26 protein-coding genes and 1 pseudogene are annotated in these 26,358 nt (G+C 70.9%); 14 read left to right on the forward strand and 13 right to left on the reverse strand.

Annotated features, from left to right (window positions below; translation table 11 throughout):
• Nucleotides 1-52: 52 nt before the first annotated feature.
• On the reverse strand, nt 53-829 hold the full coding sequence (locus AB0I98_RS45980) for a sulfite exporter TauE/SafE family protein (RefSeq protein WP_362952049.1): 777 nt from the start codon (nt 827-829) through the stop codon (nt 53-55).
• Between the two features lie 132 nt (nt 830-961).
• Between AB0I98_RS45980 and AB0I98_RS45985 the strand changes: the two genes are divergently transcribed.
• Genes AB0I98_RS45985 through AB0I98_RS45995 form a run of 3 tightly spaced genes read left to right on the forward strand, consistent with a single transcriptional unit; the run spans nt 962 to nt 2,061 of the window.
• Nucleotides 962-1,219, forward strand: a complete 258-nt coding sequence (locus AB0I98_RS45985) for a WhiB family transcriptional regulator (protein ID WP_362952072.1) — start codon at nt 962-964, stop codon at nt 1,217-1,219.
• Entirely contained in the window at nt 1,216-1,695 is a 480-nt protein-coding gene (locus AB0I98_RS45990) for a DNA starvation/stationary phase protection protein (RefSeq protein ID WP_362952050.1), read from the forward strand. Before AB0I98_RS45985 ends, AB0I98_RS45990 begins: the two co-directional genes overlap by 4 nt.
• Nucleotides 1,696-1,728: 33 nt before the next feature.
• On the forward strand, nt 1,729-2,061 hold the full coding sequence (locus tag AB0I98_RS45995) for a DUF3140 domain-containing protein (RefSeq protein WP_362952051.1): 333 nt from the start codon (nt 1,729-1,731) through the stop codon (nt 2,059-2,061).
• Between the two features lie 15 nt (nt 2,062-2,076).
• Here the strand turns inward: AB0I98_RS45995 and AB0I98_RS46000 are convergent, their stop codons facing one another.
• Genes AB0I98_RS46000 through AB0I98_RS46030 form a run of 7 tightly spaced genes read right to left on the reverse strand, consistent with a single transcriptional unit; the run spans nt 2,077 to nt 8,996 of the window.
• The gene (locus tag AB0I98_RS46000) at nt 2,077-2,769 is read right to left on the reverse strand and encodes an SDR family oxidoreductase (RefSeq protein WP_362952052.1); all 693 of its coding nucleotides are present in this window, start codon (nt 2,767-2,769) and stop codon (nt 2,077-2,079) included.
• Complete coding sequence (locus AB0I98_RS46005) at nt 2,766-3,641, reverse strand: cupin domain-containing protein (protein WP_362952053.1); 876 nt, start codon at nt 3,639-3,641, stop codon at nt 2,766-2,768. Before AB0I98_RS46005 ends, AB0I98_RS46000 begins: the two co-directional genes overlap by 4 nt.
• Complete coding sequence (locus AB0I98_RS46010) at nt 3,638-4,990, reverse strand: amidohydrolase family protein (RefSeq protein WP_362952054.1); 1,353 nt, start codon at nt 4,988-4,990, stop codon at nt 3,638-3,640. Before AB0I98_RS46010 ends, AB0I98_RS46005 begins: the two co-directional genes overlap by 4 nt.
• Before the next feature lie 22 nt (nt 4,991-5,012).
• Nucleotides 5,013-6,023, reverse strand: a complete 1,011-nt coding sequence (locus tag AB0I98_RS46015) for an alpha-ketoacid dehydrogenase subunit beta (RefSeq protein ID WP_362952055.1) — start codon at nt 6,021-6,023, stop codon at nt 5,013-5,015.
• Nucleotides 6,011-6,988 carry a thiamine pyrophosphate-dependent dehydrogenase E1 component subunit alpha gene (locus AB0I98_RS46020; protein ID WP_362952056.1) on the reverse strand — a complete coding sequence of 326 codons (978 nt, stop codon included), beginning with the start codon at nt 6,986-6,988 and terminating at the stop codon, nt 6,011-6,013. Before AB0I98_RS46020 ends, AB0I98_RS46015 begins: the two co-directional genes overlap by 13 nt.
• Nucleotides 6,975-8,312: a Xaa-Pro peptidase family protein gene (locus AB0I98_RS46025; protein ID WP_362952057.1), complete on the reverse strand. Its 1,338-nt coding sequence runs from the start codon at nt 8,310-8,312 to the stop codon at nt 6,975-6,977. Before AB0I98_RS46025 ends, AB0I98_RS46020 begins: the two co-directional genes overlap by 14 nt.
• 45 nt (nt 8,313-8,357) lie before the next feature.
• Nucleotides 8,358-8,996: an XRE family transcriptional regulator gene (locus AB0I98_RS46030; protein WP_362952058.1), complete on the reverse strand. Its 639-nt coding sequence runs from the start codon at nt 8,994-8,996 to the stop codon at nt 8,358-8,360.
• Nucleotides 8,997-9,237: 241 nt separating this feature from the next.
• Between AB0I98_RS46030 and AB0I98_RS46035 the strand changes: the two genes are divergently transcribed.
• The 4 genes from AB0I98_RS46035 (at nt 9,238) to AB0I98_RS46050 (ending at nt 13,230) form a co-directional block, all read left to right on the forward strand.
• The gene (locus AB0I98_RS46035) at nt 9,238-9,606 is read left to right on the forward strand and encodes a DUF4333 domain-containing protein (protein WP_362952059.1); all 369 of its coding nucleotides are present in this window, start codon (nt 9,238-9,240) and stop codon (nt 9,604-9,606) included.
• Between the two features lie 135 nt (nt 9,607-9,741).
• Entirely contained in the window at nt 9,742-10,425 is a 684-nt protein-coding gene (locus AB0I98_RS46040; RefSeq protein ID WP_362952060.1) for an ABC transporter ATP-binding protein, read from the forward strand.
• Between the two features lie 28 nt (nt 10,426-10,453).
• On the forward strand, nt 10,454-12,460 hold the full coding sequence (locus tag AB0I98_RS46045) for an FtsX-like permease family protein (protein ID WP_362952061.1): 2,007 nt from the start codon (nt 10,454-10,456) through the stop codon (nt 12,458-12,460).
• Nucleotides 12,461-12,534: 74 nt separating this feature from the next.
• Nucleotides 12,535-13,230, forward strand: coding sequence for a response regulator transcription factor (locus tag AB0I98_RS46050; RefSeq protein WP_362952062.1), 696 nt, complete (start codon nt 12,535-12,537; stop codon nt 13,228-13,230).
• Between the two features lie 7 nt (nt 13,231-13,237).
• On the opposite strand, the gene AB0I98_RS46055 is transcribed toward AB0I98_RS46050, so the two are convergent.
• The gene (locus AB0I98_RS46055) at nt 13,238-14,653 is read right to left on the reverse strand and encodes a cytochrome P450 (RefSeq protein WP_362952063.1); all 1,416 of its coding nucleotides are present in this window, start codon (nt 14,651-14,653) and stop codon (nt 13,238-13,240) included.
• Between the two features lie 258 nt (nt 14,654-14,911).
• Here AB0I98_RS46055 and AB0I98_RS46060 point away from each other — a divergent pair, with 258 nt between their 5' ends.
• From AB0I98_RS46060 to katG, 6 genes are all read left to right on the forward strand, one after another.
• Complete coding sequence (locus tag AB0I98_RS46060) at nt 14,912-15,727, forward strand: SAM-dependent methyltransferase (RefSeq protein WP_362952064.1); 816 nt, start codon at nt 14,912-14,914, stop codon at nt 15,725-15,727.
• 107 nt (nt 15,728-15,834) lie between these two features.
• On the forward strand, nt 15,835-17,220 hold the full coding sequence (locus AB0I98_RS46065; protein ID WP_362952065.1) for a glutamine synthetase family protein: 1,386 nt from the start codon (nt 15,835-15,837) through the stop codon (nt 17,218-17,220).
• 1 nt (nt 17,221) lies between these two features.
• Nucleotides 17,222-18,349: an amidohydrolase family protein gene (locus AB0I98_RS46070; RefSeq protein ID WP_362952066.1), complete on the forward strand. Its 1,128-nt coding sequence runs from the start codon at nt 17,222-17,224 to the stop codon at nt 18,347-18,349.
• A gap of 24 nt (nt 18,350-18,373) precedes the next feature.
• On the forward strand, nt 18,374-18,901 hold the full coding sequence (locus AB0I98_RS46075; protein ID WP_362952073.1) for an NUDIX hydrolase family protein: 528 nt from the start codon (nt 18,374-18,376) through the stop codon (nt 18,899-18,901).
• A 109-nt stretch (nt 18,902-19,010) separates the two neighbouring features.
• Nucleotides 19,011-19,448: a Fur family transcriptional regulator gene (locus tag AB0I98_RS46080; protein ID WP_210575482.1), complete on the forward strand. Its 438-nt coding sequence runs from the start codon at nt 19,011-19,013 to the stop codon at nt 19,446-19,448.
• A gap of 33 nt (nt 19,449-19,481) precedes the next feature.
• A complete protein-coding gene (gene katG / locus AB0I98_RS46085; protein WP_362952067.1) occupies nt 19,482-21,698 on the forward strand; it encodes a catalase/peroxidase HPI in 2,217 nt (738 codons plus the stop codon).
• A gap of 59 nt (nt 21,699-21,757) precedes the next feature.
• Here the strand turns inward: katG and AB0I98_RS46090 are convergent, their stop codons facing one another.
• From AB0I98_RS46090 to AB0I98_RS46105, 4 genes are all read right to left on the reverse strand, one after another.
• Entirely contained in the window at nt 21,758-23,590 is a 1,833-nt protein-coding gene (locus AB0I98_RS46090) for an ABC transporter ATP-binding protein (protein WP_362952068.1), read from the reverse strand.
• Between the two features lie 148 nt (nt 23,591-23,738).
• Nucleotides 23,739-24,899 carry an FAD-dependent monooxygenase gene (locus AB0I98_RS46095; RefSeq protein ID WP_362952069.1) on the reverse strand — a complete coding sequence of 387 codons (1,161 nt, stop codon included), beginning with the start codon at nt 24,897-24,899 and terminating at the stop codon, nt 23,739-23,741.
• A gap of 104 nt (nt 24,900-25,003) precedes the next feature.
• Nucleotides 25,004-25,129, reverse strand: a complete 126-nt coding sequence (locus AB0I98_RS46100; protein ID WP_362952070.1) for a hypothetical protein — start codon at nt 25,127-25,129, stop codon at nt 25,004-25,006.
• Nucleotides 25,126-25,833 (reverse strand): hypothetical protein, encoded by a 708-nt coding sequence (locus tag AB0I98_RS46105; RefSeq protein WP_362952071.1) that lies wholly within the window; start codon nt 25,831-25,833, stop codon nt 25,126-25,128. Before AB0I98_RS46105 ends, AB0I98_RS46100 begins: the two co-directional genes overlap by 4 nt.
• Nucleotides 25,834-25,889: 56 nt before the next feature.
• On the opposite strand from AB0I98_RS46105, the pseudogene AB0I98_RS46110 reads away from it, so the two are divergent.
• Nucleotides 25,890-26,094, forward strand: a pseudogene (locus AB0I98_RS46110) (transposase); the annotation flags it as partial.
• Between the last annotated feature and the right edge of the window lie 264 nt (nt 26,095-26,358).

Below are 26,358 nucleotides of genomic sequence, written 5' to 3' on the forward strand. Positions count from 1 at the left end.
CCCCTTGCGGGGCGCGAGGAACTGCACCGGCTTCACCAAGACCGCCTGGAAGTCAGCGCAGGAGCAGTTGCAGGCCGCCCAGCACCGTGGCCGCGATCACCAGCTGTTCGAACAGCCGCTGGTTGATGCGGTCCACCGCCCATTTGCCGATGAACGCCCCGGGCACGACGAACGCGACGAGTGCGGCGTCGAGGAGCAGCGAGTGGCCGTCGATCAGGCCGAGGCCGACGCTGAAGGGGACCTTGGACACGTTGACGATCAGAAAGAAGAAGGCGGAGGTGCCCAGGAAGCCGAGTTTGCGGAAGCCCGCGGAGAGGAGGTACATCGACATGACCGGGCCGCCCGCGTTGGCGACCATGGTGGTGAAGCCGCCGAGGACGCCGTACGAGCGGGCCTTGATCCGGCCGGAGCGGGTGACGACCGAGTCCGGCTGCTCCGCCTCCGCGTCGGCCTTGCGCCGCCGCCACACCGTCACCGCGGCCATCATCAGCAGGATCGCCCCGATCGACGTCCGGACGATCCCGTCGTCCGCCCACATCAGGAACAGCGTGCCGCCGACGACGCCCGCGGCGACCGCGGGGAACAGCCGCCACAGCGTGGGCCAGTGGGCGTGCCGCCGGTAGGTGAGGACGGCTAGTACGTCGCCGGCGATCAGGACCGGCAGCAGTACGCCGGTGGAGGCGCGGGCCGGCAGCACCGCCGCGAAGATCGCGAGGCTGACCGTGTTGGCGCCGCTCACCGCGGTCTTCGAGAAGCCGACGAGGAGGGCCGCGGCGGCGAGGGCGGCGAACTCCCAGCCGGTTATGTGCCAGAGCGTCATCGTGTCCATGCGGAGACCGATGCTAGTTGCAGCTAACCGGTGCCGTAAGGACCGTCTCGCCTTATGGTCCCGGCGAGCACGAACTCACGGGACACCGGGCCTAGTGTTTTGCACCAGTTCGCCCTGGGCACCCGCGCCCGCATGGAGTGGTTGGGCAGTGCAGCCTGCGTAGGAGAGGACCCTGAGCTGTTCTTCCCGGTGGGCACGTCCGGACCGGCGCTGCGGGACATCGCGGAGGCCAAACGCGTCTGTGCCCGCTGTCCGGTCTCCGCCGAGTGCCTGACCTGGGCGCTGGACAGCGGCCAGACCACGGGCGTCTGGGGCGGCACCGGTGAGGACGAACGCCGTCGACTGCTCCGTACCAGCAGACGCGAAGCCGCAAGGAGGAGCACGCCATGACCGTCGTGAAGAGCACGCTGCCCGAACCGGCCCGCGCGATCGCCGGGGAGGCGCTGCAGAACACGCTCGTGGATCTGCTCGGGCTCTCACTGATCGGGAAGCAGGCGCACTGGAACATCGTGGGTCCACGGTTCCGTTCGATCCATCTTCAGCTCGACGAGGTGGTGACGGCGGCCCGCGGCTACGCCGACACGGTCGCCGAGCGGGCCGCGGCGCTCGGTCTGCCGCCGGACGGCCGGCCCGAGACGATCGCCTCGGCGTTCACGCTGCCCGGACCGAAGGACGGCTGGCTGCGGGACACGGAGGTCGTCCAACTGCTCGTCGACGCGCTGGAGACGGCCATCGGACGGCTGCGCGAGCGGATCGACGCCACCGAGAAGCCGGATCCGGTCACCCAGGATCTGCTGATCGGCATCACCCGCGAGCTGGAGAAGCAGCGGTGGATGTTCGACGCCGAGAACTGGCCGCGCGACTGACGGGCGAGAGAGCACGCACGGAAGAGGCGCATCATGAGCGACGCCCTTGAACTCGACACGCTGTGGGACGAGTTCCACCGCGTGGTGAACATGACCTCGCAGGAACTGGCCGCCTGGCTCCGGGTCAGTGACGCCGACGAGGAGACCGAACCGCTTCCCGAACACGCCGGTTCACCGACCGGGCAGCATGTGCTGGCGATCCTGCAGAAGCGCCGCACCGATCTCACGGACGACGACATCCGGGTGATGTACGAGGTGGTGGACACGGTGAACAAGCAGGCGGATCTCGAGAACGAGCCGGAGCCGGAGGAGACCCGCCGTCGGCACCGGCTGATGTCCATCGGCCACGACCCGCTGAAAGCATGAACAGGGCCGTCATCTTCAGCCCAGCAGCCAGCCCCCGTCCACGCTCAACTCCGCGGCGTTGACGGACCGGTTGCGCAGCAGGAAGTCCACGGCGTCCGCCACGTCCGCCATCGTGGCGAGCCGTCCGGTGGGTGTCTCGGTGCGGAGGGCCGTCAGCACCTTCTCCGGCTTGGCCAGCCAGTACGGGCTGTCGCCCACCACGCCGGGATGGACGGCGTTGACGCGGACGGGGGCGAGCTGGACGGCGAGGGCGTGCATCAGGCCGGTCATCCCGGCGTTGACGGCCGCCACCGTCGTGGCCCCCGGGTAGGGGCGTTCCTTGGCCTGTCCGCCGAACAGCACGATGGCGCTGTCGTCGTGCAGCCGGGCCCGCAGGACGTGCACGACCTCCGTGTAGCCGACCAGCTTCAGCGTGACCAGGTTCAGTGCGGCATCGATGTCGTACTCGTCCACCAGGTTGTCGTCGCGGGTGACCCCGGCGAGCACCAGATGGTCGACGCGGCCGACGTCGGCCAGCGCCGCGGCGATCTCGCCCGGCCGCGACAGGTTCAGGGCGAGTCCGCGGGCCGCGCCGATCTCCTTGGCCAGCGTGTCGGAACGGTGGGCGTCGCGGCCGGTGATCACGACCTCGTCCCCGCGCTCCGCGCGCATCCGCGCGAACTCACGGCCGATGCCTGACGTACCGCCGACGACGAGGACGCTGTTCATGACCCCAATACCTCCCTCAGATAGTCCCAGTCCCGCGTGAACCGGTAGGAGTGGCGCACCGGCGGCTGCGGCGCCTGCGTCTCCAGCCAACGCACGGGTCCCGTACCGGCGTTGGCGAATCCGTGCACACATCCGGCGCCTGCCCAGGCGCAGTCGCCGGGAACCAGCCGATACCGCAGACCGTCGAACGTCGCGTCCACGACCCCTTCGAGGATCAGATACGTCTCCTCGAAGGGGTGGTCGTGGCTGCCCGCGACGCCGTCGGGCGCGTACTGCACCATGAACATCGTCGAGGCGACCGCGCCCAGGTCGCTGTCGACCATCATCTTCACGGTGATGCCGCTGTAGACGAGCAGCGCGGTGCGCATGCTCGCCGAGACCGCGAGCAGATCCTGGGACTGCTTTCCCGGGTCCATCTGCCCGGGCTCGAAGTGCCCGAGCGACCGGGTGCGCGGGTCACGGACGTCGATACGGACGGGGTCGCGCGCGGGCAGCGCGGGCACCGCCTGGGTGTCGTACCCGTAGCGGGCCCGCGGCACCGGGGCGAGCATGTCGGCCCACCGTCCGCCCGTGGCCCCGGCGCCGCGCCAGGCGTGCGGGACGCCGGCCGGGAGGAGGCCGTAGTCGCCCTCTTCGAGGAGGTAGGACCCCTCGGGCACATCGAGGATGACGGTCCCGTCGAGCACGTGGAAGCTCTCCTCGTACGAGTGCACATGGGCGGCGACCCGGCCGTCCGGCCGTAGCTCGCAGAGGCCGAAGCCGGTGTGCACGCTGCCGTCGTCCTCACCGACCAACGTCCGCCGCCGATGGCCGAGTTCGTCGTACGGCGGCTCGGGGACGTCGGCGGCCCGGCGCACCAGGTGCTTGGTCATGCCGCGCTCTTCGCCTCCTTAGCGGCCAGGAGCCGGTCGCGGGACTCCTGGACCAGTCGGCGGGCCCGGTCGACGTCGGCCACGAGGCGGCCGTCGCGCTTGCGGATCACGCCGTCGACGATGACCGTGTCGACGTTGGAGACGTCCGCCGACAGTGTCACCGCGGCCGCCGCGTCGTGCACCGGGGCGACGTTCAGCGCGGTGGCGTCGATCGCGACGACGTCGGCGCGCTTGCCGGGGGTCAGGGAGCCGGTGCGGTCCTCGATGCCCGCGACATGGGCGCCGTTGCGGGTCGCGATCCCCAGCATCTGACGTGCCGTCAACATGGTGTCGGGCACGGGGAGGTTGGCCTTCCAGCAGTCGGCGTTGACGCGGGCGCGCTCGGCGCCGAAGGCCGCGCGGATCTGGGTGAACATGTCGCCGGGCACGGTGGTGACGACGTCGATGCTCAGGGACGGCCGCAGCCCGAATTCGATGGCCTTCATCACGGGCGGCCACCCGTGGCCCATCTGCTCCTCGACCTGCGGCGCGATCGAGACCGTACCGCCGCTGTCGGCCACCAGCTGCCACTCCTCCTCACTGAAGTAGCAGCAGTGGATGTAGGTGGTGTCGGCGCCGAGGAGCCCCAGGTCGTGCAGCTGCTTGACCATGCCGAAGCGGCCCGCCTGGCGGCCCATCGCCACATGCACGGTGATCGGGATGCCGAGGTCGCGGGCGAGGGCCCACTCGGCGGTGACGACGTCGTTGGTGCAGAAGCCGGGGCCGCGGGTGGCCAGGGCCATGGTCAGCAGACTGTCGTCGGAGGCGAAGTAGGTGCTGCGGATCCGCCGTACGTCGTCGCCCGGGATCGCGATCTTGCTGTCGAACCAGTAGTCGGCGAGCGAGGTGTTGGCGCTGCCGTACGCGTACTGGGCGCGGATGCCGGTCTCCGTGAGCGCCTGGATCGCGGCGTCCGGGTGGGCGGGCGTGTTGTTGATGTGCGACCAGTCGACGAGGGTCGTGATGCCGGCGTTCAGGCACTCCAGCGATCCCGCGAGGTTGGCGGCGTACACGTCCTCGGGGGTGTAGAGCGGTGCGAAGGTGTCGAGGATGTCGACGAAGTAGTCGTCCAGGGTGGCGTCGGGGGCGACGTTGCGGATCGACGCCTCCCAGGTGTGGCGGTGGGTGTCCACGAAGCCGGGGATCACGATGCGGCCGGTCATGTCGAGGATCTCGGCGTCCGCGTCGATCTCTGGCCGCACCGCCGCGATCCGGCCGTCCTCGATGAGGACGTCCCCCTTGGGCAGGTCTCCGATGTCCGGGTCCATCGAGAGGACGTGCCCGGCGCGCAGGAGTGTCCGATTGGTCATCGTGCTTCCTCCCATGGGGTGTTCAATACGCGGCGAGGCTGCGGACCGCCGCCACGACCTTCTCTACGGTGGGGATGACCTGCTCCTCCAGCGCGTCGGCGAACGGCAGCGGGACGCACTCCCCCGCCACCCGGCGCACGGGCGCGTCCAGCAGACCGAATCCTTCGTCGGCGACGACCGACACGAGTGTGGCGCCCCAGCCGCCCTGGTACGGGTTCTCCTCGACCGTCACGAGCCGCGAGGTCCGGGCGAGCGAGGCGAGGACGGTGGCGACGTCCAGCGGGACGAGGCAGCGCAGGTCGACGACCTCCGCGTGGATGCCTTCCGCCGCCAGCAGTTCGGCGGCCTGGAGTGACACCGGCACCATCGAGGCGAGCGCCACGAGCGTCACGTCGGCGCCTTCGCGTACGACGGTCGCGCTTCCCAGGTCGACCACATGACCGGGTGGCGCAGGCGTCCCCTTGCTCGCCAGCAGGCCCTTGTGCTCGAAGAAGACCACGGGGTCGTCGCTGCGGATCGCCGCCGCCATCATGCCGATCACATCGGCGGGCGTCGACGGTGCCGCGATCTTCAGGCCGGGGATCGTGAGCGCCCAGTTCTCGGTGGCCTGGGAGTGCTGGGCGCCGAAGCCGAGTCCGCCGCCGTTGGCGGTGCGCACGACGAGGGGCACGGTCACCTGGCCGCCCGTCATATAGCGGACCTTGGGTATCTCGTTGGCGAGGTAGTCCCAGCAGCAGGCCAGGAAGTCGGAGAACATGATCTCCGCGACGGGTCGCATCCCGGTCATCGCGGCGCCCATCGCCGCGCCCACGATGGCCTGTTCGGAGATGGGCGTGTCCCACACCCGCTCCGGCCCGAACTCCTTCAGCAGTCCGACGGTCGTCTTGAAGACCCCGCCGGCCTCACCGATGTCCTCGCCCAGGCACACCACCGCCGGATCGCGCCGCATCTCCCGCGCGATGCCCTCGGCGACCGCCTCCCGGTAGCTGATCTCCCGTGCGCCGACGGCCCGTTCGGCTGTCACGTCCGCCATGCGGCACCTCCGTCGGCCCACACATCGGTCAGCGCCTCACCCGGATCGGGCCCGGGAGCGGCCTTCGCCGCTTCGACCGCCTTCGCTACGACATCCCGCGCGCGGTCGTCCGCCGCGGTGACCGTCTCCGGCGCCACCCCCAGCTCGACGAGGCGTCCACGGGCGAGGTCCAGCGGGTCGTGCTTGAGCCACCGTTCGACCTCCTCGGCCGGGCGGTAGGTCGCCGGGTCGGCGCGACTGTGCCCGAAGTGACGGTAGGTCTGCGCCTCGATGAGGGCGGGCCCGTCTCCGGCCCGGGCCCGCCGGGCGAGACGCTCGACCGTCTCATGAACGGCGACGACGTCATTGCCGTCGACGACCTCGCCGGGGATGCCGTACGCGGGCGCCCGGTCGGCGGCGGGGCGTGCCACCGCCGTGACGTCCGCGATCGGCGTGTACTCCATATAGAGGTTGTTCTCGCACACGAACAGCACCGGCAGCTTCCATACGGCCGCCAGGTTCAGCGCCTCGTGGAAAGCGCCGATGTTGGTCGCGCCGTCACCGAAGAAGGCCACCGCGATCTGGTCGGTGCCGCGCAACCGGGCCGACCAGGCGGCGCCGACCGCCATCGGCAGATGGGCGCCGACGATGGCGTACGAGCCGAGCATGCCGGTGGCCGCCTTGGTCAGGTGCATCGAGCCGCCCTTGGCCTTGCACAGTCCGGTGGCCCGGCTCATGAGTTCGGCGAGGCACTCCTCGGGGGTGGCGCCACGGGCCAGGGCGTGGTGATGCCCGCGGTAGGTGGCGAACACGTAGTCGTCGGGGCGCAGGGCGGCGCTCGCGCCGACGGCGATCGCCTCGTGTCCGGCGGCGAGGTGGGTGGTGCCCTTGACCAGGCCGTGCAGGAAGAGGTCGTGGGCGGCCTTCTCCGTACGGCGGATGACGGCCATCTGCTCGTACCGGGTGAGGAGTTCAGTGCCGTCCATCGGCCGTCCCCGTGTTCAGGTGGGACTGCGCCTCACGGCGCGTGTTCAGCTCGCCGCCCACCGTCCAGTACTTGCGTCCCGCCACCAGCAGTTCCTCCGCCGGGAACTTGGTGATGACCTCGCAGCCGTCGGCGGTGACGACGAGTTCCTCCTCGATGCGGGCGGCGGACCAGCCGTCGGCGGCGGGCCAGTAGGTCTCCAGCGCGAACACCATGCCCTCTTCGAGGACTTCGGGGTGGTCGAGCGAGACCAGACGGCTGAAGATCGGCTTCTCCCAGATGGACAGGCCGACGCCATGGCCGTACTGGAGGGCGAAGGCCGCCGTCTCGTCGGCGAAGCCGAACTCCTCGGCGCGCGGCCACACTTGGACGATGTCGGCGGTGGTGGCGCCGGGCCGGACCAGGGAGATCGCCTCGTCCATGTACTCCCGGCAGCGGACGTAGGCGTCGCGCTGGGCGCGGGAGGCGCTGCCGACGGCGAAGGTGCGGTAGTAGCAGGTGCGGTAGCCGAGGTGGCTGTGCAGGATGTCGAAGAAGGCGGGGTCGCCGGGGCGGATCAGGCGGTCGCTGTAGACGTGCGGGTGCGGTGAACAGCGTTCGCCGGAGATGGCGTTGACGCCTTCGACGTACTCGCTGCCGAGGTCGTACAGGACCTTGCTGACGACGCCGACGCACTCGTTCTCGCGCACGCCGGGGCGCAGATAGCCGTACAACTCCTCGTAGGCCGCGTCGACCATCGCGCAGGCCTGGGTGAGCAGGGAGATCTCGTCGCCGGTCTTGATGCGGCGGGCCTCCAGGAAGACCTGCTGGCCGTCGACGACGTCGATGCCCTCGGCGCGCAGGGCGGTGAGGACGGGCATCTCGGCGACGTCGATGCCGAGGGGTTCCTGGGCCAGGCCGTGCGCGCGCAGCTCGGCGGCGATCTTCCGGGCGACGTCCTCGGCTATGCCCGCGTCCGGGTGGAAGGCGCCCCGGAGGGTGGAGATGCCGGCGCGGGCGCCGGTGGGCGGGCCGCCCTTGCCGTCGCTGTAGTCGAGCCACGGGTTGTAGAGCTGGTGATGGCGGGCGGCGGAGCCGAAGTCCCAGACGACCGGCTCGCCGCCGCGGGTCAGCAGGGCGAAGCGGATCAGCTTGTCCATCGCCCAGGTGCCGATGTGCGTGGCCGTCATATAGCGGATGTTGGCGAAGTCGAAGCTGAGCAGCGCGCCCAGCTCGGAGCGGTTCAGCTGTTCGTTCAGCCGGGCCAGGCGCTGCTTGCGCAGCCGGTCCAGGTCGACGCGCTCTTCCCAGTCGACGGCATTGGGTCCGAATGTGCGGATCGCCATGGCGACCACCCCCGATTCGGAGTGAACGTCCACCCGCCGGAAGTGTCAAGTGCTACTGAACACACACCATACGCCGACGGCTGGTTCCTCTCCATCGTTGCGGTAGCGGTGCGGTGTCGTCGACTCGAAGCAGACCGCGTCGCCGGGGTGCAGCGGGTATTCGTCGAAACCCAGGGTGAGGACTAGTTCACCCGAGGTGAGAAAGCCGTACTCGGTGCCCGTGTGCCGCATCAGGCCGCCGGAGCTGGAGGAGGAGCCGCCGGGCCGGTAGGTCACCCGCAGGAAGTCCACGTCCGTGCCAGGTACATGGCCGAGACGCTCCCAGACGACCCCCGAGTCCAGCTCCAGCGTCTCGCGCTCGCCGGGGGTGACCAGCGGGCCGATGCGCCGGCCAGGGTCGGCGGCGAAGGCCGCGAGGGCGTGCAGGACGGTGCCGGGGGCGGCGCCCGCCGCGATCCGCGGCATGGACTCCCGCGCCTCGAAGAGGGACTCGACGGAGATGCCGAGCGCTGTCGTGATCGCGTACAGCGTGCTGACGGACGGCTGGCTCTTGCCCGTCTCGATCTGCGACACCAGGCTCGCCGAGACCCCGATCTCCCGGGCCAGCGACCGCAGACTCATCCCTCGGTCCTGACGCGCCTGCCGGATACGCGCGCCGACGGGCGGAGCGGCTGCTGGTGACACTGAGGGCTCCTCTCCCGGTGGCGTATGTGCAGCCTCATTGAACAGCCGTGAGTGGGAGCGACGCCAGAGCGGCCTGCCGGGGGCTTTCTTGCCGATCACGGTGTGGTGTGCGCCCGCGGCACGGCATCGGCCGATCGGCCGAGGGGGCGGTCGCGCACGCTGGCCTTATGGCCGAGGCGCGGGCCCGGGTGCGCGGGCGAGGGTGGAGCCACTTCCTCCCCTTCAGCTCCAAGGAGTCCTCATGCAGCGCAAGTTCCTCGTCGGTGTCGTCGGCGGCGCGTCCGCCGTGCTCGGCGTCGCCGGTGTCGGTGCGTACGCGCTCTCCGGCACCGAGTCGACGACCGCTCTGGAGACCTCCAACACCGTGCAGGTGGACGGGCAGAAGGCCCTGTCCTCGAACATCGTCGCGGGCCGGGTGCAGAGCAAGTACCACCCGATTCCGCTCATCGGCGTGAAGGTTCACGACGTGCGGTGTCCGAGCGGGCTGAAGGCGGTGGCGGGCGCGACGGTCACTTGCTCCGGCAAGAAGTCGGACGGGTCGTCCGTGGACATACCGGTCTCCGTGGTCAAGGCCACGGGGGACTCCGTCACCTGGAAGTTTGAGCGCTGAGAGCTCCGCGGGTGCGGCGATCGGTCGGCGGTTCGCTGCGGCGCCGTTGTGGCTGGTCGCGCAGTTCCCCGCGCCCCTTGCGGGGCGCTTGACCAAGGCCAATTAAGAGTGCAGGACAGAGGAGCCACTCACATCATGAACACCGTTCTGGCCGGGCACGGCCTCGTCAAGAAGTACGGGTCCACGACCGCGCTCGCGGGTGTGGACGTTCAGGTCGGCGAGCGTGACTCGCTGGCGATCATGGGGCCGTCCGGGTCCGGCAAGTCCACGCTGCTGCACGTCCTCGCGGGGATCGTCCGTCCCGACGGCGGTCAGGTGCTGCTGCGTGCGGAGCGGATCGACCAGCTGGGCGAGAACCGCCTCAGTGAGCTGCGCCGCAAGCGGTTCGGGTTCGTGTTCCAGTTCGGCCAGCTGCTTCCGGAGCTGCCCGCTCAGGAGAACGTCGCCCTGCCCCTGATGCTGGAGGGCACCCCGCGCAAGGAGGCCGTCGAGCGGGCCCGGCGCTGGTTCGCGCCGCTCGGCCTGGAGGGCCTGGAAGAGCGCCGTCCCGGACAGCTCTCCGGCGGTCAGGCCCAGCGGGTCGCCATCGCCCGCGCCCTGGCCGTCGAACCGGACGTGGTCTTCGCCGACGAGCCGACCGGCGCCCTGGACCAGACGACCAGTACGGAGGTCATCCAGCTGCTCACCTCGGTCACCCGGGCCCAAGGGGCCGCCCTGGTCATGGTCACGCACGATGCCGAGGTCGCCGCCCACTGCGACCGCGTCCTCCAGGTCCGCGACGGCCGCGTCAGCGGCCACAGCCAGTACACGGTCGCCTGATCCCCCTCTTCTCAGCGGAGATGCCGAAATGCGTTCCCCCGTCCTGCCCTTGACCTTCCATCTGGCCAAGGCTTCCGGTCGCCGCGGCCTGCAGAGCCACCTGCTGGCCGCCGGGGCCGCCGCCGTCGGCGCCTTCGTGATGCTGGTGATGATCGCCGCCACCGTCGGCTCCGGCACCCGCGCCGACCACACCACCTGGCGCACCCCCGTGCCCGCCAAGAACGGCACGGCCGTCCAGGCGCTCGCCACGACGTACATCCGCGGCGAACCCCTCGCCGTCGTGTCGCTCGCCCAGCTGCCCGGCCGCTCCGCGACCCCGGCCCCGCCCGGTCTCGACACCTTCCCGAAGCAGGGCGAGGTGTATGTCTCCCCCGCCCTCGCCGAACTGCTGCACAAGCTGCCGGCGAACCAACTGGCCGGCCGTTTCCCCGAGGTGAAGTCCTACGGCACGATCGGCGCCGCCGGTCTCGCCTCGCCGGACGAGCTGGTCGCCGTGGTCGGCCGGGCGCCGTCCGACCGCGCGATGTCGCAGGCCGCCGCGGAGAGCGCGAACTGGTGGGATGAGGACCAGGCCGGGCGGGCCGTGATCTCCGGGTTCTCCGGGACCAAGGCCACCTTCTTCACCACTGGGGACCGGACGACCGCGCTGCTCGGCGTGGTCCTGCTGGCGATGCCCGTGGTGGTGCTCTCCGCGGCGGCCGGACGACTGGGGGCGGCCCGGCGCGAACAGCGGCTCGCCGCGCTGCGACTGGCCGGGGCGACCCCACGGCAGATCATCGGCATGACCGCCGCGGAGGCAGCCGGCGTCGGTGCGGTGGGAGCGCTGACGGGCGCGCTCGCCTACGTCGCCCTGCTACCCGCCCTCGCCGAGATCCCGTACGGCGTCGGCAGCTGGTACACAGGCCAACTCTGGGTCGGACCGGGGTGGTTCGCGGCGGTCGTGCTGGCGGTCACCGCACTCATCACGGTCAGTGCCGTGTCGATGCTGCGTCAGGTGGCGACCTCACCCCTGGGGGTCGCCCAGCAGGCGAACCCCCGGCGGACCCGGCTGATCCGGCTGGTCGCCTTTGTGGCCGCCCTGGGCTACATCTGGGTGTCCACGGGAGGCGAGGTCACCAGCCGACAGCTGCTGGTCATGCTGTTCGTCTTCTACGGCGCGTTCTGGCTGTTCGGCCCATGGGTCGTGGACCAGCTGGGCCGGCTCGCAGGCCGCTTCGCCCGCCGTCCGGCCACCCTACTGGCCGCCCGCAGGCTCAGCGACGACCCGCGGGGCGCCTGGCGCACCGTCAGCGGTCTGGTACTGGCCGGCTTCGCGGCCGGGTTCTTCTCGGTCAGCATGCTGAGCTTCGGCGATGCGAACTACGGCGGCCAGGTGGCCGTGATCACCGCGAACGCCACCGACTCCCGGCACACCGCCGTCGAGGCCCGCACTCTGCTGGACCGTGCGGGCGTCACCGCGAAGGTCACCGTCGTCAGCGCCGACGACTACGACAGCCTGCTCGGTGGCAGCCCCGGCGTGGTCGCCCATGTCTCCGGCGGCACGGAGCGGATGGACACCGCCGTCACCGTCCTGTCCTCCGTCGGCTCGGGCCACCTGCCGTACACGCAGGACTACGCGACAGCGAGCGACCGCACGATCACCGACCGCATCGCCCAGGTCAGCACCGCGACACTGGCCATGAGCTTCGTCCTGGCGACCGCCTCCGCGGGTCTCACCGCCGCCGCGAATGTCCTGGACCGGCGGCGCGTCTACGGCCTGCTGCGCCTGGCGGGCACGCCGCTGAAGGTGCTGGACCGGGCCCGGGTCCGCGAGACGGTCCTGCCCCTGGTCGTGCTGGCCGGCGGCACCACCGCGATGGGCATGTACGGCTCGTATCAGCTCAACAAGCTGGTCGGGGCCACGATCAACACGTCGGGTCTCATCCAGCTGACCGTGTGCGTGGTCGTCGGAGCGCTGGCCATGTTCGCCGCCATCAGCGGCAGCCGGCCCCTGCTGCGCAGAGTGACGGCCGATCCGGCGCAGACCGCGGACTGACGACATCCATGGCGAGGACGGCCCGGCGTACCGGCGGGCCGTCCTCCTCCGATTCCCTGAGGCATGATCGAGCCATGACGACCCCCGCCCCGCCGGGCGCCCCCATCCGCGTCCTGATCGCCGACGATCAGGACATGGTCCGCACCGGTTTCCGCTTCTTCCTCGACGCCCAGCCCGACATCGCCGTCGTCGCGGAGGCCGCCGACGGCGAGGAGGCGGTCGCGCTGGCCCGCAGGGTGCGGCCGGACGTGTGCCTGCTGGACATCCGGATGCCCAAGCTGGACGGCCTGGAGGCGACCCGGCTGCTGGCCGGGCCCGAGGTGGCCGACCCGATGCGCGTGGTGGTCGTCACCACCTTCGACCTCGACGAGTACGTGTACGGCGCGCTGCGCGGCGGTGCGTGCGGGTTCCTGCTCAAGGACTCGGGGCCGACACTCCTCGCGGAGGCGGTACGCGCCGCCGCGGCCGGCGACTCACTGGTCTCCCCCTCGGTGACCGTACGCCTGCTCAAGCACGTCACGGCCACCCCGGAGCCGACCGCCCCGCCCCGCGCCGTGCCCCTGCCGGAACCCCTCACCGACCGCGAGCTCGACGTGGTCCGCCTGGTCGCCCTCGGCCGCACCAACGCCGAGATCGCCGCCGAACTGTATGTGTCCCTGTCCACGGTCAAGACCCACCTCTCCAGCATCCAGCTCAAGCTGAACGCCCGGAACCGGGTGGAGATCGCCGCCTGGGCCTGGCAGAGCGGACAGGTGCGGCCCGGCTCATGACCGGCGCTCAGCCGCCCGGACGGATCAGCCCCGTCAGATACCGCCACAGCGACGACCGCCGGCGGATGGACTGGTCCGGTACGTCCGCCTCGGGCGCCGCGGCTTCCGGAGGCACCGCCGCCGGCACATAACGCGGCGGTGTCTGCTCGGCGAGTTCGTAGCGCACGGGCAGCGAGCGCAGCCCTCGCATGAACGGCGAGGAGCGCCACGGCAGTTGGTCGACCGGCAGCGCCAGTTCCAGGTGGGCGAAGCGTTCGAAGACCCGGTTCACGCCCGCCGCCGCGATCGTCGACGCCAGCTCGCGGGCCGGGCACTGGCGCGGGCCCGCTCCCCAGGACAGATGCGCGCGGCTGCTGATGGTGGAGGAGCCCGGCGCCGTCTGTCCGGCGAACACGGGGTCAGCGTGCGCGGCGGCGGAGGAGACCCACACGGGGTCACCGGCGTGGATGGTGTAGTTCCCGAGCCGGGTGTCCGCGGCCGCGAACCTCGGCACGAAGTTGACCAGCGGCGGCTTGCGCATGACCACGCGGTTCATGGTCTCCCGGACCATCCCGGCGGACAGGACCGCGCGCACTCCTCCCTCGCGTTCTCCGGAGATCACTTCGACCACGGTGTTGGAGATGAGGATGCCGACGTGGTCGGAGGTCATGCCGAGCAGCATGAACAGCTCGCGGGCGAGCTCGTCGACCGAGAGATCCGGGTCGGCGGCCAGCATCATGGAGGGGAAATCGTCGCCCGGTTGCTCCCGCTTGGCGGCGGCCAGCTCGCTGAGCGTCCGCAGCAGCCGCGCCAGGGCGGGTTCGGCGTCCGGGCCCGCGTCCAGCACCCGCCACATGTCCATCAGGGCGTCGTCGCCCTGCGAGCCGGGGAAACCGAGCAGATGACTCGCCGCCATCAGCGGCAGCGGGCGGGAGAACTGCGCCGACAAGTCGGCCATGCCCGTGCCGCCGCCCTGTCCCAGCAGGGTGATCAGCTCGTCGGCGTAGGTCGTGACGGCCGCCTTCAGCCGCTTGGCCTGCGGTTGGCGGGGGTCCTGGAACGGCCGCAGGGCGCCGTCCCAGGCGCTGCGCAGCCGACGGTGCCCCGAGCCGCCCTGGATCAGCACGTGGTTGACCTCGAGGGAGGGCGCGAGCGGCCAGTCCGCGGGCACCCGGCCCTCCGACCGGGCCCGCCAGTTCTCCAGACCCTTCGGCCAGCCGGCGTCGTCGTGCAGTACCTGGAGCGACTCGCGGTAGCCCAGCACCAGCCATGCGGGCACGCCCAGCAGGTCGACCGGGGCGACCGGGCCGTGGCGCTCGCGCAGCCGCTCGTAGACGAGCGCGGGCCGGGTCTCGTAGTCCCGTGTCAGCAGGGGTTCCGTGGCCAGGGCTTCCAGCCGCGCACCGCCCCGCGCCGGCTCCTCCTCGACCAGATGGAATTCCATGATGCTGCCGCCCCCTTCGACACCGCCCGTAGCGGTCTGCAGCCTGTGAGTGGTTGCGGATCGCAGGGGACCCTACCTCAGGCGCCGCACGCGTCACAGGGCCGGGGTACTCGCCGGTAGCACACCGCATCTTGGCCGGTTCGCCCGATCTTCCCCCGGGCCATGTCACGCCCACTTCTGCTCGGGCCGTTTCCGGGACATGCTGATCTTCGGACGGAACAATGGCGGCTACGGCTGCGGGCGCGCGAAGGAGCAGAGTTGAGCGAGAGCCACACCCCGCCGGGCGGGTCACCGAGGCTGAACACCGCTGTGGCGCACAACGCGCGCGTGTGGAACTACTGGATCGGCGGCAAGGACAACTACGAGGTCGACCAGCACGTCGGCGAGCACGTGGCGACCATGTTCCCGGTGATCCGGGACATCGCCCGCGCGGACCGCGAATTCCTCGGCCGTGCCGTGCGGTTCCTCGCCGGTGAGCGTGGCGTGCGGCAGTTCCTCGACATCGGCACCGGACTGCCGACGGCCGAGAACACCCATGAGATCGCCCAGCGCCTCGCGCCCGAGGCACGGATCGTGTACGTCGACAACGACCCGATCGTGCTCGCCCATGCCCGCACCCTGCTGACCGGCACGTCCGAGGGCGTCACCGACTACGTCGACGCGGATGTGCACGACCCGGACGCGATCCTGGAACGCGCCGCGCGGAGCCTCGACTTCACCCGTCCCGTCGCCGTGATGATGCTCGGCATCCTCAACTTCGTGCTGGACACCGACAAGGCGCGGCACATCGTGGGCCGCGTCATGGAGGCCGTCCCCTCCGGCAGCTTCCTGGTCCTGACGCACCCCACCTTCGACGCGGACCTGGGCGGCGAGGGCCAGATCCCGGCGATGAAGTTCTGGAACGAGAACGCCACGCCGCCGATCACGGCCCGCAGCCGCGCGGACATAACCGCCTTCCTGGAAGGACTGGAGCTGCTCGACCCGGGCATGGTGCCGTGCTCCCAGTGGCGCGCCGGACCCGACCTGCCCGCCGCGGTACCGCAGTTCGGGGCGGTGGCCGTGAAACCCTGGTAGCGCCCCGAAGGGGCGCGGGGAACTGCGCGACCAGCCACAACGGACCCGCACATGACGCACCGGCCTTCAGCGGAGCGTTTAGCCGCCGAGTCCGCCGAGGAGGACGTATGACCACCCTTGCCGACCCCGTCCCCGGAGGGCGTCCCGGTGATGTCGAGCGGGCCACCGCGCTGAGCGGGGAGTTGTCGGGCCGGGGTGTGCACGGCGTCGTCCTGGCCTACGTCGACACGGCGGGCGTCGGACGGGTGAAGGCCGTCCCCACCGCCAAGCTCCCCTCGGCGGCGGCCTGGGGCGTGGGCATGTCGCCGGTGTTCGACACGTTCCTGGCGAACGACTCCATCGTCTCCACCGACGTCCTCGGCTCGCCCGACGGCGACCTGCGTCTCTACCCCGACCTGGACCAACTGGTCGCCCTGGCAGGGCAGCCCGGCTGGGCGTGGGCGCCCGTCGACCGGATCACCCAGGACGGCGAGCGGCATCCCGCCTGCAGCCGCACCTTCCTGCGCCGGATCGTCGCCGACGCGGCCGAGCGGCACGGCATCACCTTCCGAGCCGCGGTCGAGATCGAGTGGGCGGTGGGCCGGGGACCCACGGCGGACGGGGAGTTCGTGCCCGCGGTGTCGGGTCCGGCGTACGGGGCGGTCCGGCAGGTGGAGTTGAGCGACTACACGGCCGATCTGCTGGCGGCGTGCGCGGCGCAGGGCGTGGATGTCGAGCAGCTCCATCCCGAGTACGCGGCGGGGCAGTTCGAGATCTCGGTGGGCGCGCTCGACCCGGTGGCGGCGGCCGACCGCAGCGTGCTGGTGCGGCAGACCGTCCGGGCGGTGGCGCAGCGCCACGGGCTGGTCGTCTCCTTCGCCCCGGCCGTGTTCGCGCAGGGCGTCGGCAACGGCGGCCACATCCATCTCTCCGCCTGGCGCGACGGCGCGAACCTGCACTCCGGCGGCGCGGGCCGGTACGGCATGACGGGCGAGGCGGAGTCCTTCGCGGCCGGAATCCTCGCCCACCTGCCCGCCCTGACGGCCGTCACCGCCCCGAGCCCGGCGAGCCATCTGCGGCTCAAACCCTCCCAGTGGGCCGGGGTGTTCACCACCTGGGGCCACGAGACCCGTGAGGCGGCGGTACGCGTCGTCACCGGTACGGCGGGCCTGCGCGACCAGGCGGCGAACCTCGAGGTCAAACCGGTCGACCTGGCCGCCAACCCGTATCTCGCCCTCGGCTGCCTGATCGCCGCCGGACTGGACGGAGTGACGTCCTCGGCGCCCCTGCCCGAGGAGATCACCGGCGACCCGGCACGCCTGGGCGAGGCGGTGCGCCGGCTGCCCACCTCGCTGGCGGAGTCGGTCGAGGAGTTCCGCAAGGACGAACGGCTGCGCACCGCCCTGGGCCCGGTCCTCGCCGACGCGGTGACCGCCGTACGCCTGGGGGAGATCGCGGCCGTGGCGGGACTGGACGACGAGCGGATCGCGGCGGCGTACCGCTGGAAGTACTGACATGGGCGCCGTCCAGGACGAGTTGGCCGCGCTGCCCCTGTTCGACCATCACTGCCACGGCGTCACCACGGCCGATCTCGACCGGGAGGGCTTCGAGTCACTGCTCACCGAAGGCGGCACCTGGCCGGGCATCTCGACCTTCGACACACCCGTCGGCACGGCCGTCCGCCGCCACTGCGCTCCCCTCCTCGACCTGCCCCGGCACGCACCCGCCGACGCATACCTGGCCCGGCGCACGGAGCTGGGCGCGCGCGATGTGAACCGCCGCTTCCTCACGGCCGCGCGGACGGAGGTGTTCTGCGTCGACACCGGCTACACCCCGGACCGGCTGACCGCTCCGGCGGAGCTGGCGGAGGCGGCGGACGCGGACGCCTTCGAGGTCGTACGACTGGAATCCCTCGCTGAGGCGGTCGCGGCCGAGGGGGTGGAACCGGACGAGTACGCGCGCATGGTCCGCGCGGCGGCGGAGTCGGCGGTACGGCGTCCGGGCGTGGTGGCCGTGAAGTCCGTCGCCGCCTACCGCACCGGCTTCGACCTGGACCCGGCCCGCCCGACGGACGCGGAGGTCACCGAGGCGGCCCGTCAATGGCTCGCCGCAGGTGGCCGACTCGCGCACCCCGTTCTCGTACGACATCTGCTGTGGACGGCCGTGGAGCTGGGCCTGCCGCTCCAGCTGCACACGGGCTTCGGTGACGACGACATCCGTCTGCACCGCGCGGACCCCGCCCTCCTGACCGACTGGCTGCACCTGACGAAGGGCACGATCCCCGTCCTCCTGCTGCACTGCTGGCCGTACCAGCGGCAGGCCGGCTATCTGGCCGCGGTGTTCGAGCAGGTGTACCTCGATGTGGGGCTGACCCTGCACCACGTAGGGCCGGTCCGGGCGCGGGCGGTCCTGGAGGAGGCTCTGGAAATCACCCCGTTCCGCAAGCTGCTGTACAGCTCCGACGCCTATGGTCTGGCCGAGTTCTATCTGCTCGGCGCGGTGGCCTTCCGGCAGGGGCTGGCCGGGCTGCTGCAGGACCGGGTGGACGCCGACGAGCTGAGCCTGCCGGACGCGCTGCGCGTCGCCCGCTGGGCCGGGCGGGACAACGCCCGACGGATCTACCGGTTTTCCGCCAACTCCTGAAAGTATGATCAAGCAATGTCTGACATGACCGAAACCACGCCCGGTTGGCTCTCCGCCGACGAGCTCGAGATGGCGCGCGCCCGCATGCCGATCCTGTACGTCGAGGCTGTGCCCGTGCGCGTCGACGACAGCGGCGAAGTCAGCAGCATCGGCCTGCTGCTGCGCATCGGACCCGACGGAACGGTCAGCCGGTCGCTGGTCTCCGGCCGTGTCCTGCACCACGAGCGGGTCCGGGACGCCCTGCTGCGCCACCTGGAGAAGGACCTCGGCCCGGTGGCGCTGCCCCGCGTCCCGACGTCCCTCCAGCCCTTCACGGTGGCCGAGTACTTCCCCACCCAGGGCATCACGCCCTACCACGACCCGCGTCAGCACGCGGTGTCCCTCGCCTACGTCGTCCCGGTCACCGGCGACTGCCGGCCCCGGCAGGACGCCCTCGACCTCGTCTGGTTCAGCCCCCAGGAGGCCCTGTCCCCGGCCGTACAGAGCGACATGCCGGGCGGGCACGGGGTCCTGCTGAAGCAGGCGCTGGCGCATGTGGGCTGCGTGAGCTGAGCGGGCGAGTCCCTCGCGGGCCCGTCCACCACCGTGCCCCGACACGACATTAAATTAGAACCAGTCGTTTTCTTGAATCATTCGTGTTCTTGAGGATAGGTTCTGCGGCATGACCGCATCCGAGACTCCGACCACGGCCGAGGAGCTGCGCGGTGCCGGCCTGCGGGTGACGGCGGCGCGTGCCGCGCTGCTCGAGACCGTCCGGCACGGCGATCACCTCGGTGTCGAGGCGATCGCCTCCGGGGTCCGTGACCGCGTCGGCCATGTCTCCCTTCAAGCCGTGTACGAGGGCCTCCACGCACTGACCGGGGCGGGCCTCATCCGGCGTATCGAACCGGCCGGCAGCCCGGCCCGGTACGAGGGACGTGTCGGGGACAACCACCACCACGTCATCTGCCGGTCCTGCGGTGCCGTCGCCGACGTCGACTGTGCGATGGGCGAGGCACCCTGCCTGACCGCGTCCGACGACCACGGCTTCGCCATCGACGAGGCCGAGGTCATCTACTGGGGCCAGTGCCCCGACTGTTCCACCCCACGCAGTTCCTGAGCACCGAAGATCCAGCAGTCCGGAAGGATTCCCATGGCTGAGAACCCTGATGCAATCGTCACCGACCCCAAGGCGGAGGGCGTAGGTGGCTGCCCGGTCGCGCACCAGCGCGCGGCGCACCCCACTCAGGGCGGCGGCAACCGCCAGTGGTGGCCGGACCGGCTCAATCTGAAAATCCTGGCCAAGAACCCCGCCGTGGCGAACCCGCTCGGCGAGGAGTTCGACTACGCCGAGGCGTTCCAGAACCTCGACCTCGCGGCCGTGAAGCGGGACATCGCCGAGGTGCTCACGACCTCGCAGGACTGGTGGCCGGCGGACTTCGGCAACTACGGCCCGCTGATGATCCGGATGGCCTGGCACAGCGCGGGCACCTACCGCATCAGCGACGGCCGCGGCGGCGCCGGTGCCGGTCAGCAGCGCTTCGCCCCGCTCAACAGCTGGCCCGACAACGGCAACCTGGACAAGGCCCGCCGTCTGCTGTGGCCGGTCAAGAAGAAGTACGGCCAGTCCATCTCCTGGGCCGACCTCATGATCCTCACCGGCAATGTCGCCCTGGAGCAGATGGGCTTCAAGACCTTCGGCTTCGCCGGTGGCCGTGAGGACGTCTGGGAGCCGGAGGAGGACGTCTACTGGGGTCCCGAGACCACCTGGCTCGACGACCAGCGCTACTCCGGCGACCGTGAGCTGGAGAACCCGCTCGGCGCGGTCCAGATGGGTCTGATCTACGTCAACCCGGAGGGCCCGAACGGCAACCCGGACCCGATCGCGGCGGCCCGCGACATCCGTGAGACGTTCCGCCGGATGGCGATGAACGACGAGGAGACGGTCGCCCTCATCGCCGGTGGTCACACCTTCGGCAAGACCCACGGCGCCGGCCCGGCCGACCACGTGGGCAACGACCCCGAGGCCGCCTCCATGGAGGAGATGGGCCTGGGCTGGAAGAGCACCTACGGCACGGGCAAGGGCGGCGACGCCATCACCTCCGGTCTGGAGGTCACCTGGACCACCAAGCCCACCCAGTGGAGCAACGACTTCTTCAGCATCCTCTTCGGCTACGAGTGGGAGCTGTCCGAGTCCCCGGCCGGCGCCAAGCAGTGGGTGGCCAAGGACGCCGAAGCGATCATCCCCGACGCGCACGACCCGTCGAAGAAGCGTCTGCCCACGATGCTCACGACGGACCTCTCGCTGCGCTTCGACCCGATCTACGAGCAGATCTCGCGCCGCTTCCACGAGAACCCCGACCAGTTCGCGGACGCCTTCGCCCGCGCCTGGTACAAGCTGACTCACCGCGACATGGGCCCGAAGTCGCTGTACCTCGGCCCGGAGGTTCCGGAGGAGACGCTGCTGTGGCAGGACCCGCTGCCGGAGGCGGAGGGTGAGGTCATCGACGCCGCCGACATCGCGGCGCTCAAGGCCAAGCTCCTCGACTCGGGCCTGTCGGTCTCCGAGCTGGTCTCCACCGCGTGGGCGTCGGCCTCGACGTACCGCGGCAGCGACAAGCGCGGCGGCGCCAACGGCGCGCGGATCCGTCTGGAGCCGCAGCGCACGTGGGAGGCGAACGACCCCGACCAGCTCGCGACGGTGCTGCGCACCCTCGAGTCGATCCAGGGTGAGTTCAACTCCGGCGCCAAGAAGGTCTCCCTGGCCGACCTGATCGTCCTCGGCGGCTGTGCCGGCGTCGAGAAGGCCGCCAAGGACGCGGGCTTCGACATCGAGGTGCCCTTCACCCCGGGCCGTGTCGACGCGACCGAGGAGCACACCGACGCGGAGTCGTTCGCCGCGCTGGAGCCGACCTCGGACGGGTTCCGCAACTACCTCGGCAAGGGCAACCGCCTTCCCGCCGAGTACCTGCTGCTGGACCGGGCGAACCTGCTGACCCTGAGCGCGCCCGAGACGACGGCCCTCGTCGGTGGCCTCCGTGTCCTGGGTGCGAACAGCCAGCAGTCGAAGCACGGCGTCCTCACCGAGACCCCGGGCGTCCTGACGAACGACTTCTTCGTCAACCTGCTCGACCTGGGCACGACGTGGAAGTCGACCTCGGAGGACCAGACCACGTTCGAGGGCCGCGACGCCGCCACGGGCGAGGTCAAGTGGACCGGCACCCGTGCCGACCTGGTCTTCGGCTCCAACTCCGAGCTGCGTGCGCTCGCCGAGGTCTACGCGAGCGACGACGCGAAGGAGAAGTTCGTCAAGGACTTCGTCGCCGCGTGGGACAAGGTCATGAACCTGGACCGGTTCGACCTCGTCTGAACCTTCTGATCACGATGTCCAGGGCTGCCCGCGTGGCCGCCCTGGACATCGTGTTTTCTTCAGTGGCCAGGCTCCGCTGCCGCGGTGGTGTAGTCGGGGGCGGTGTCGTCGAGGAAGCCGCCCGACTGGTGCTGCCACAGCTTCGCGTACGTCCCGTGCGAGGCGAGCAGTTCCTGGTGCGTGCCCTGCTCGACGATCCGTCCGCGGTCGAGGACGACGAGCTGGTCCATGGTGGCGACCGTGCTCAGCCTGTGCGCCACGACCAGCGCCGTCCGCCCCTCCATCAGCCGCCACAGCGCTTCCTGGACGAGGATCTCGCTCTCGGAGTCCAGGGCACTGGTCGCCTCGTCGAGCAGCAGGATCGGCGCGTCGCGCAGGATCGCCCGGGCGAGAGCGACCCGCTGGCGCTGTCCGCCGGACAGCTTGATCCCCCGCTCGCCCACCAGGGTGTCGAAGCCGTGCGGCAGGGCGTCGGCGAACTCCGTGACGTGCGCCGCCTGAGCCGCGCGCCGGATCTCGGCCTCGGTGGCGTCCGGCCGGGCGAACGCGATGTTGTCCCGCAGGGTGCGGTGGAACATCGCCGGGTCCTGCGGCACGTAGGCCATCAGACTCCGCAGGTCGGCCTGGCGCAGCCTGCTGATGTCCTGTCCCCCGACCAGGATCCGGCCGGCGTCGATGTCGGTCATCCGCAGCAGCAGCCGGGTGAGTGTGGTCTTGCCGCCGCCGGACCGGCCGACGAGCCCGAGCTTCGTCCCGCTGGGCACGGTCAGGTCGAGGCCCTCGAAGAGCGGCTCCCCACCGGCGTGGGCGAAGGTCACCCGCTCGAAGCGGACGTCGGCGGCGCCGGGCCGCAGCGGCTCGGGAGTCACCGGGTCGAGGACGGTCGGCGGTACCAGCAGCAGTTCGGTGAACTGCGCGGCCTCCGTCATCGAGCTCTCCAGACGGCGGTAGATCTGGTTGAACTCGAACATGATCCGCGTCGCGTTCGTGTAGTACGTGAAGGCGACCACGACCGCCTCCACGCCGTGCGTGCCCCCGGCGAGGGCGACCGCGAGCAGCAGGCCGAGTGCGTTGGTCAGTACGGACATCGGCGCCACCAGCGTGTCGATGCGCAGATTGCCGTAGTCCCAGGACCGCAGGGTGAGCCGGCGCGACTGGGCGACCCGGGAGCGGTGCTCGGCGGCCTCATGTGCTTCGGCGGCGAACGCCCGGACCGTGTCCATGTTCATCAGGCTGTCGGCGACATGGCCCGACACCCGGGCGATCGCCTCCTCGCGCTGGTCGACGAGTGCCTGGCGACGGCGGATGAGCGGCAGCACGCACAGGGCCGTCAACGCGATCATCGCCAGCAGTCCGAGGACGAGCAGGGGTTCGTAGCGCCACAGCACGACCGACCCGAACAGCAGCGGCACGAAGCTGGCCACCACCTGGAACGTCAGCGTGTCGATGAAGTCCTCGAAGCGCGAGGCGAAGCTGAGGACCCGCTTGGTCAGTGCCCCGGCGAAGTTGTCGTGGAAGAACGCGGCGTCCTTGGCGAACAGCTGGTCCATGCCGATCACGTACAGCTGCTCGATGCTGCGGGCGGAAAGGCGGTTCAGACAGTGCAGGCCGATGCGCCAGAACGTCTCCGCGAGCAGCAGGACACCCGCGAAGCCGAGGACGTACGGCAGTGTCCAGCCGAGCGAGACATCGGTGTCGCCGGCGATACGGCCGACCAGCTTCGCGACGACCAGCGGCGCGAGGTAGTAGATGCCGATGTTGCCCAGCGCCGGCAGCAGCATCGCGGGCAGCGTCAGCCACCGCAGCCGGGACAACTCCCGTCCGTAGTAACGAAGGGCGAGCAGCACCGAGCCCTTGGCCCGGCGTAACGCACCCGATTCCGGCGATCCCATCTCAACCCCGTGGTGTCGTACGGCAGCCCGCCGTGTGCTCGGTCAGGAGGTGCCGTTGCCTCTACGTCCGCGCCACTACGGACAGGGCAGAAGCCGTAGTGTCCCGTGGGCGGACGGACGGAGTCCAAGCGTTTTTCCGTGGGGTGGCTCAGACGTCGACGCCCCACGCGACCGCATGAGGGCCGAATCTGTTCTGGGCCGCGAAAGCCACCCAGCGGGCGTTCCGCGCCTCGGCCTCGGGGCCGTCCGGCAGGTGATAGTCCCGGCCCGCCCGGGCGGAACCGGCCTGCACGCCCGTGGCGGTCGTGAGCCGGCGCCACACATACCGGTCGAGCGCCTCGGGCACGTCTGCCGGCGTCGTCCCCGTGAGGACGTCGCCCAGCACGGCCGCGTCCATGATCGCCTGCGCGGCGCCCTGGGCCAGGAACGGCACCATCGCATGGGCGCTGTCGCCGAGCAGGGTCACCCGCCCGAGGTTCCATCTCTCCAGCGGGGCACGGGTGAAGATGCCGTAGCGGAAGACCTGGCCCGCGCGTTCGAGGACGCTGAGCAGCCGGGGGTCCCATCCGTCGAAGGTGCGCAGCTGCTCTCCCGGCTCCGCCTGCGCGGTCCACGACTCCTGCGCGGGCGCCTGAGTGTCGAACACGCCCACGACGTTGAGCAGTTGGCCGGGACGCACCCAGTAGTGGACGAAGTGCCGGCCCGGCCCGAACCAGCCGGCGTACTCCGGCAGATCCAGATCGGCGACCTTGTCGGCCGGGAGCAGCGCCCGGTAGGCGGCGGTCCCGGAGAAGACCGCCTCGTCCTTGCCGAAGAGCCACTGCCGGGCCGGGGACCGCACCCCGTCCGCGGCCACGACCAGGTCCGCGCCCAGCCGCTCACCGCTCCTGGTCGTCACATACGCGGTGGTGTCGTCCTGATCGATCCCCACGACCACGGTGTCCAGGCGCACGCACTCGGCCGGCACCTCGTCGGCCAGCGCCTGGTGCAGATCGGCCCGATGGACCTGCAGATAGGGCGCCCCGAACTCCTTCTCGGCCTCCGGCCCGATCGGAAAGCGGCAGATCTCGGCCCCGTCGGACCAGGTCCGGAAACTCACGTAAGGAGGCCGGACCGCCTGCGCGGCGACCGCGTCGAGCAGGCCAAGGCGGCGCAGCACCCGCGTCGCGTTGGGCGCCAGCTGGATCCCGGCACCGATCTCGGTGAACCGCGGCGTCTGCTCGACGAGTGTGACCTCGCAGCCGGCCCTGCGCAGGCTCAGCGTCGCGGCCAGTCCCCCGATGCCCGCCCCCACGACGATCGCTTTCATCCCCCGACCTCACTTCGCCGGACCCCGCGCCACGTCGGCCCGGGCAGGATAGCGAACGGGACTTCGCTGACGTACGACGCTTTTCGGGCACACTGCGGGCTGGTTCACGACCTCTTGCGGATGTTGTCGGAGCGCGTCACGAAGCGGGCCGCTCCCCCGGTCACCCGGAACAGGAACGCGCCGCCGTCCTCGCTGGACTTCAAGAACTGCGCGCCGGGATCGAAGCTCATGCGGCGGGTGATGCCCTGCCAGGGACGGCGCAGGAGTTCCGAACGCAGGGCGGAGGCGGACCGGCCCTCGTCGCCGAGGAAGGCGAGCCCGTGAGCGGCGAATCGGACGGCGTCGTACGCCTCGGCCGCCCAGGGGCCGGGCGGGGGGCGAAACGGGCCCGGAACGCCGTGGCGAACGCCTTGGTACGGGGGTCGGCGTTCGCGTCCGTGTAGGCCGTGCCGATCCGCCAGCCCTCGCCGGCCGCGAGGAAGGGCGTGCCGAGGACGCGCTCGCCCGCGGTCCGGGCACCCTGGTGGCCCGCGTCCCGCAGCGCGCGAGCACAGGCGGCGGCGCGGTCCGGGCGCACCCCGGCGAACAGGACCGCGTCCTGAGGGCGGGCGGCGATGCGACGGGCGGCGGCGGTGAAGTCCTCGTCCGCGGCGACGTCCTCCACCGCCGTCTCGCTGTTGAGTTTGTGCTGAGTGGTAGTGGTGACGACCCTGGCTAGGCACTCCTCTTGGGTGCCATATTGGAGCACGATCACCGTGCGGGCCGGTTTCACAATCTGGTTCAGATAACGCACTGCCGCGTGCGCGCCGATGGTCCAGGTGGCGCGCAACACGAGCGCGGTGGTGGTGTTGACGGAGTCGAGGTCCTCTGCGTCGGCGCGGGTGACCAGCAGGGGCAGCCAGGTCACCGTGCACGGGGGCAGGGCCGCGAGCACGCTGGATGGAGATCATCCAGATCGCCCTCGACCTGCTCGCCTGGATGCCCCTGCTCGCCCTCGACCTGCTCGCCTGGATGCCCCTGCTCGCCCTGACCGGCGCCGCCCGGCTCTGGGAACCCCGCCGCCTGCGGCTCCGTCTCCGCAGCCGCCCAACTCGTCACCACCGGCCGCCGCCACATCCTCCGCCTCGCCGGACACTGGCCCTGGACCGACGTGATCACCGACGCCCTGGACCGGCTCCACGCCCTCCCGCACCCGGCTGAACAGCACTTTCCCATCCCTGCGAGCGGCACGAGCCCACCGGAGCCGTGGCGCCCACCCGACGCGACAGCCGGGCACTCAACCTACCCAGACTCCGAAAAACCCCACCGTCACCCACCACAAAGGGTCCGTCAGCAAGCTGACGGACCCTCATGAATGATCGAGGCTAAGGCTTGTCCCGTAACTGATCTTGGACCTGGTGAGGGCAAGGTCGGCTGCGGTGCTGCCCGTTGGCCTATCTGGTGAGGGCGAGGTTGTGCA

This window comes from Streptomyces sp. NPDC050211 (genome assembly GCF_040656035.1).
In the GTDB taxonomy this organism is placed as follows: Bacteria; Actinomycetota; Actinomycetes; order Streptomycetales; family Streptomycetaceae; genus Streptomyces.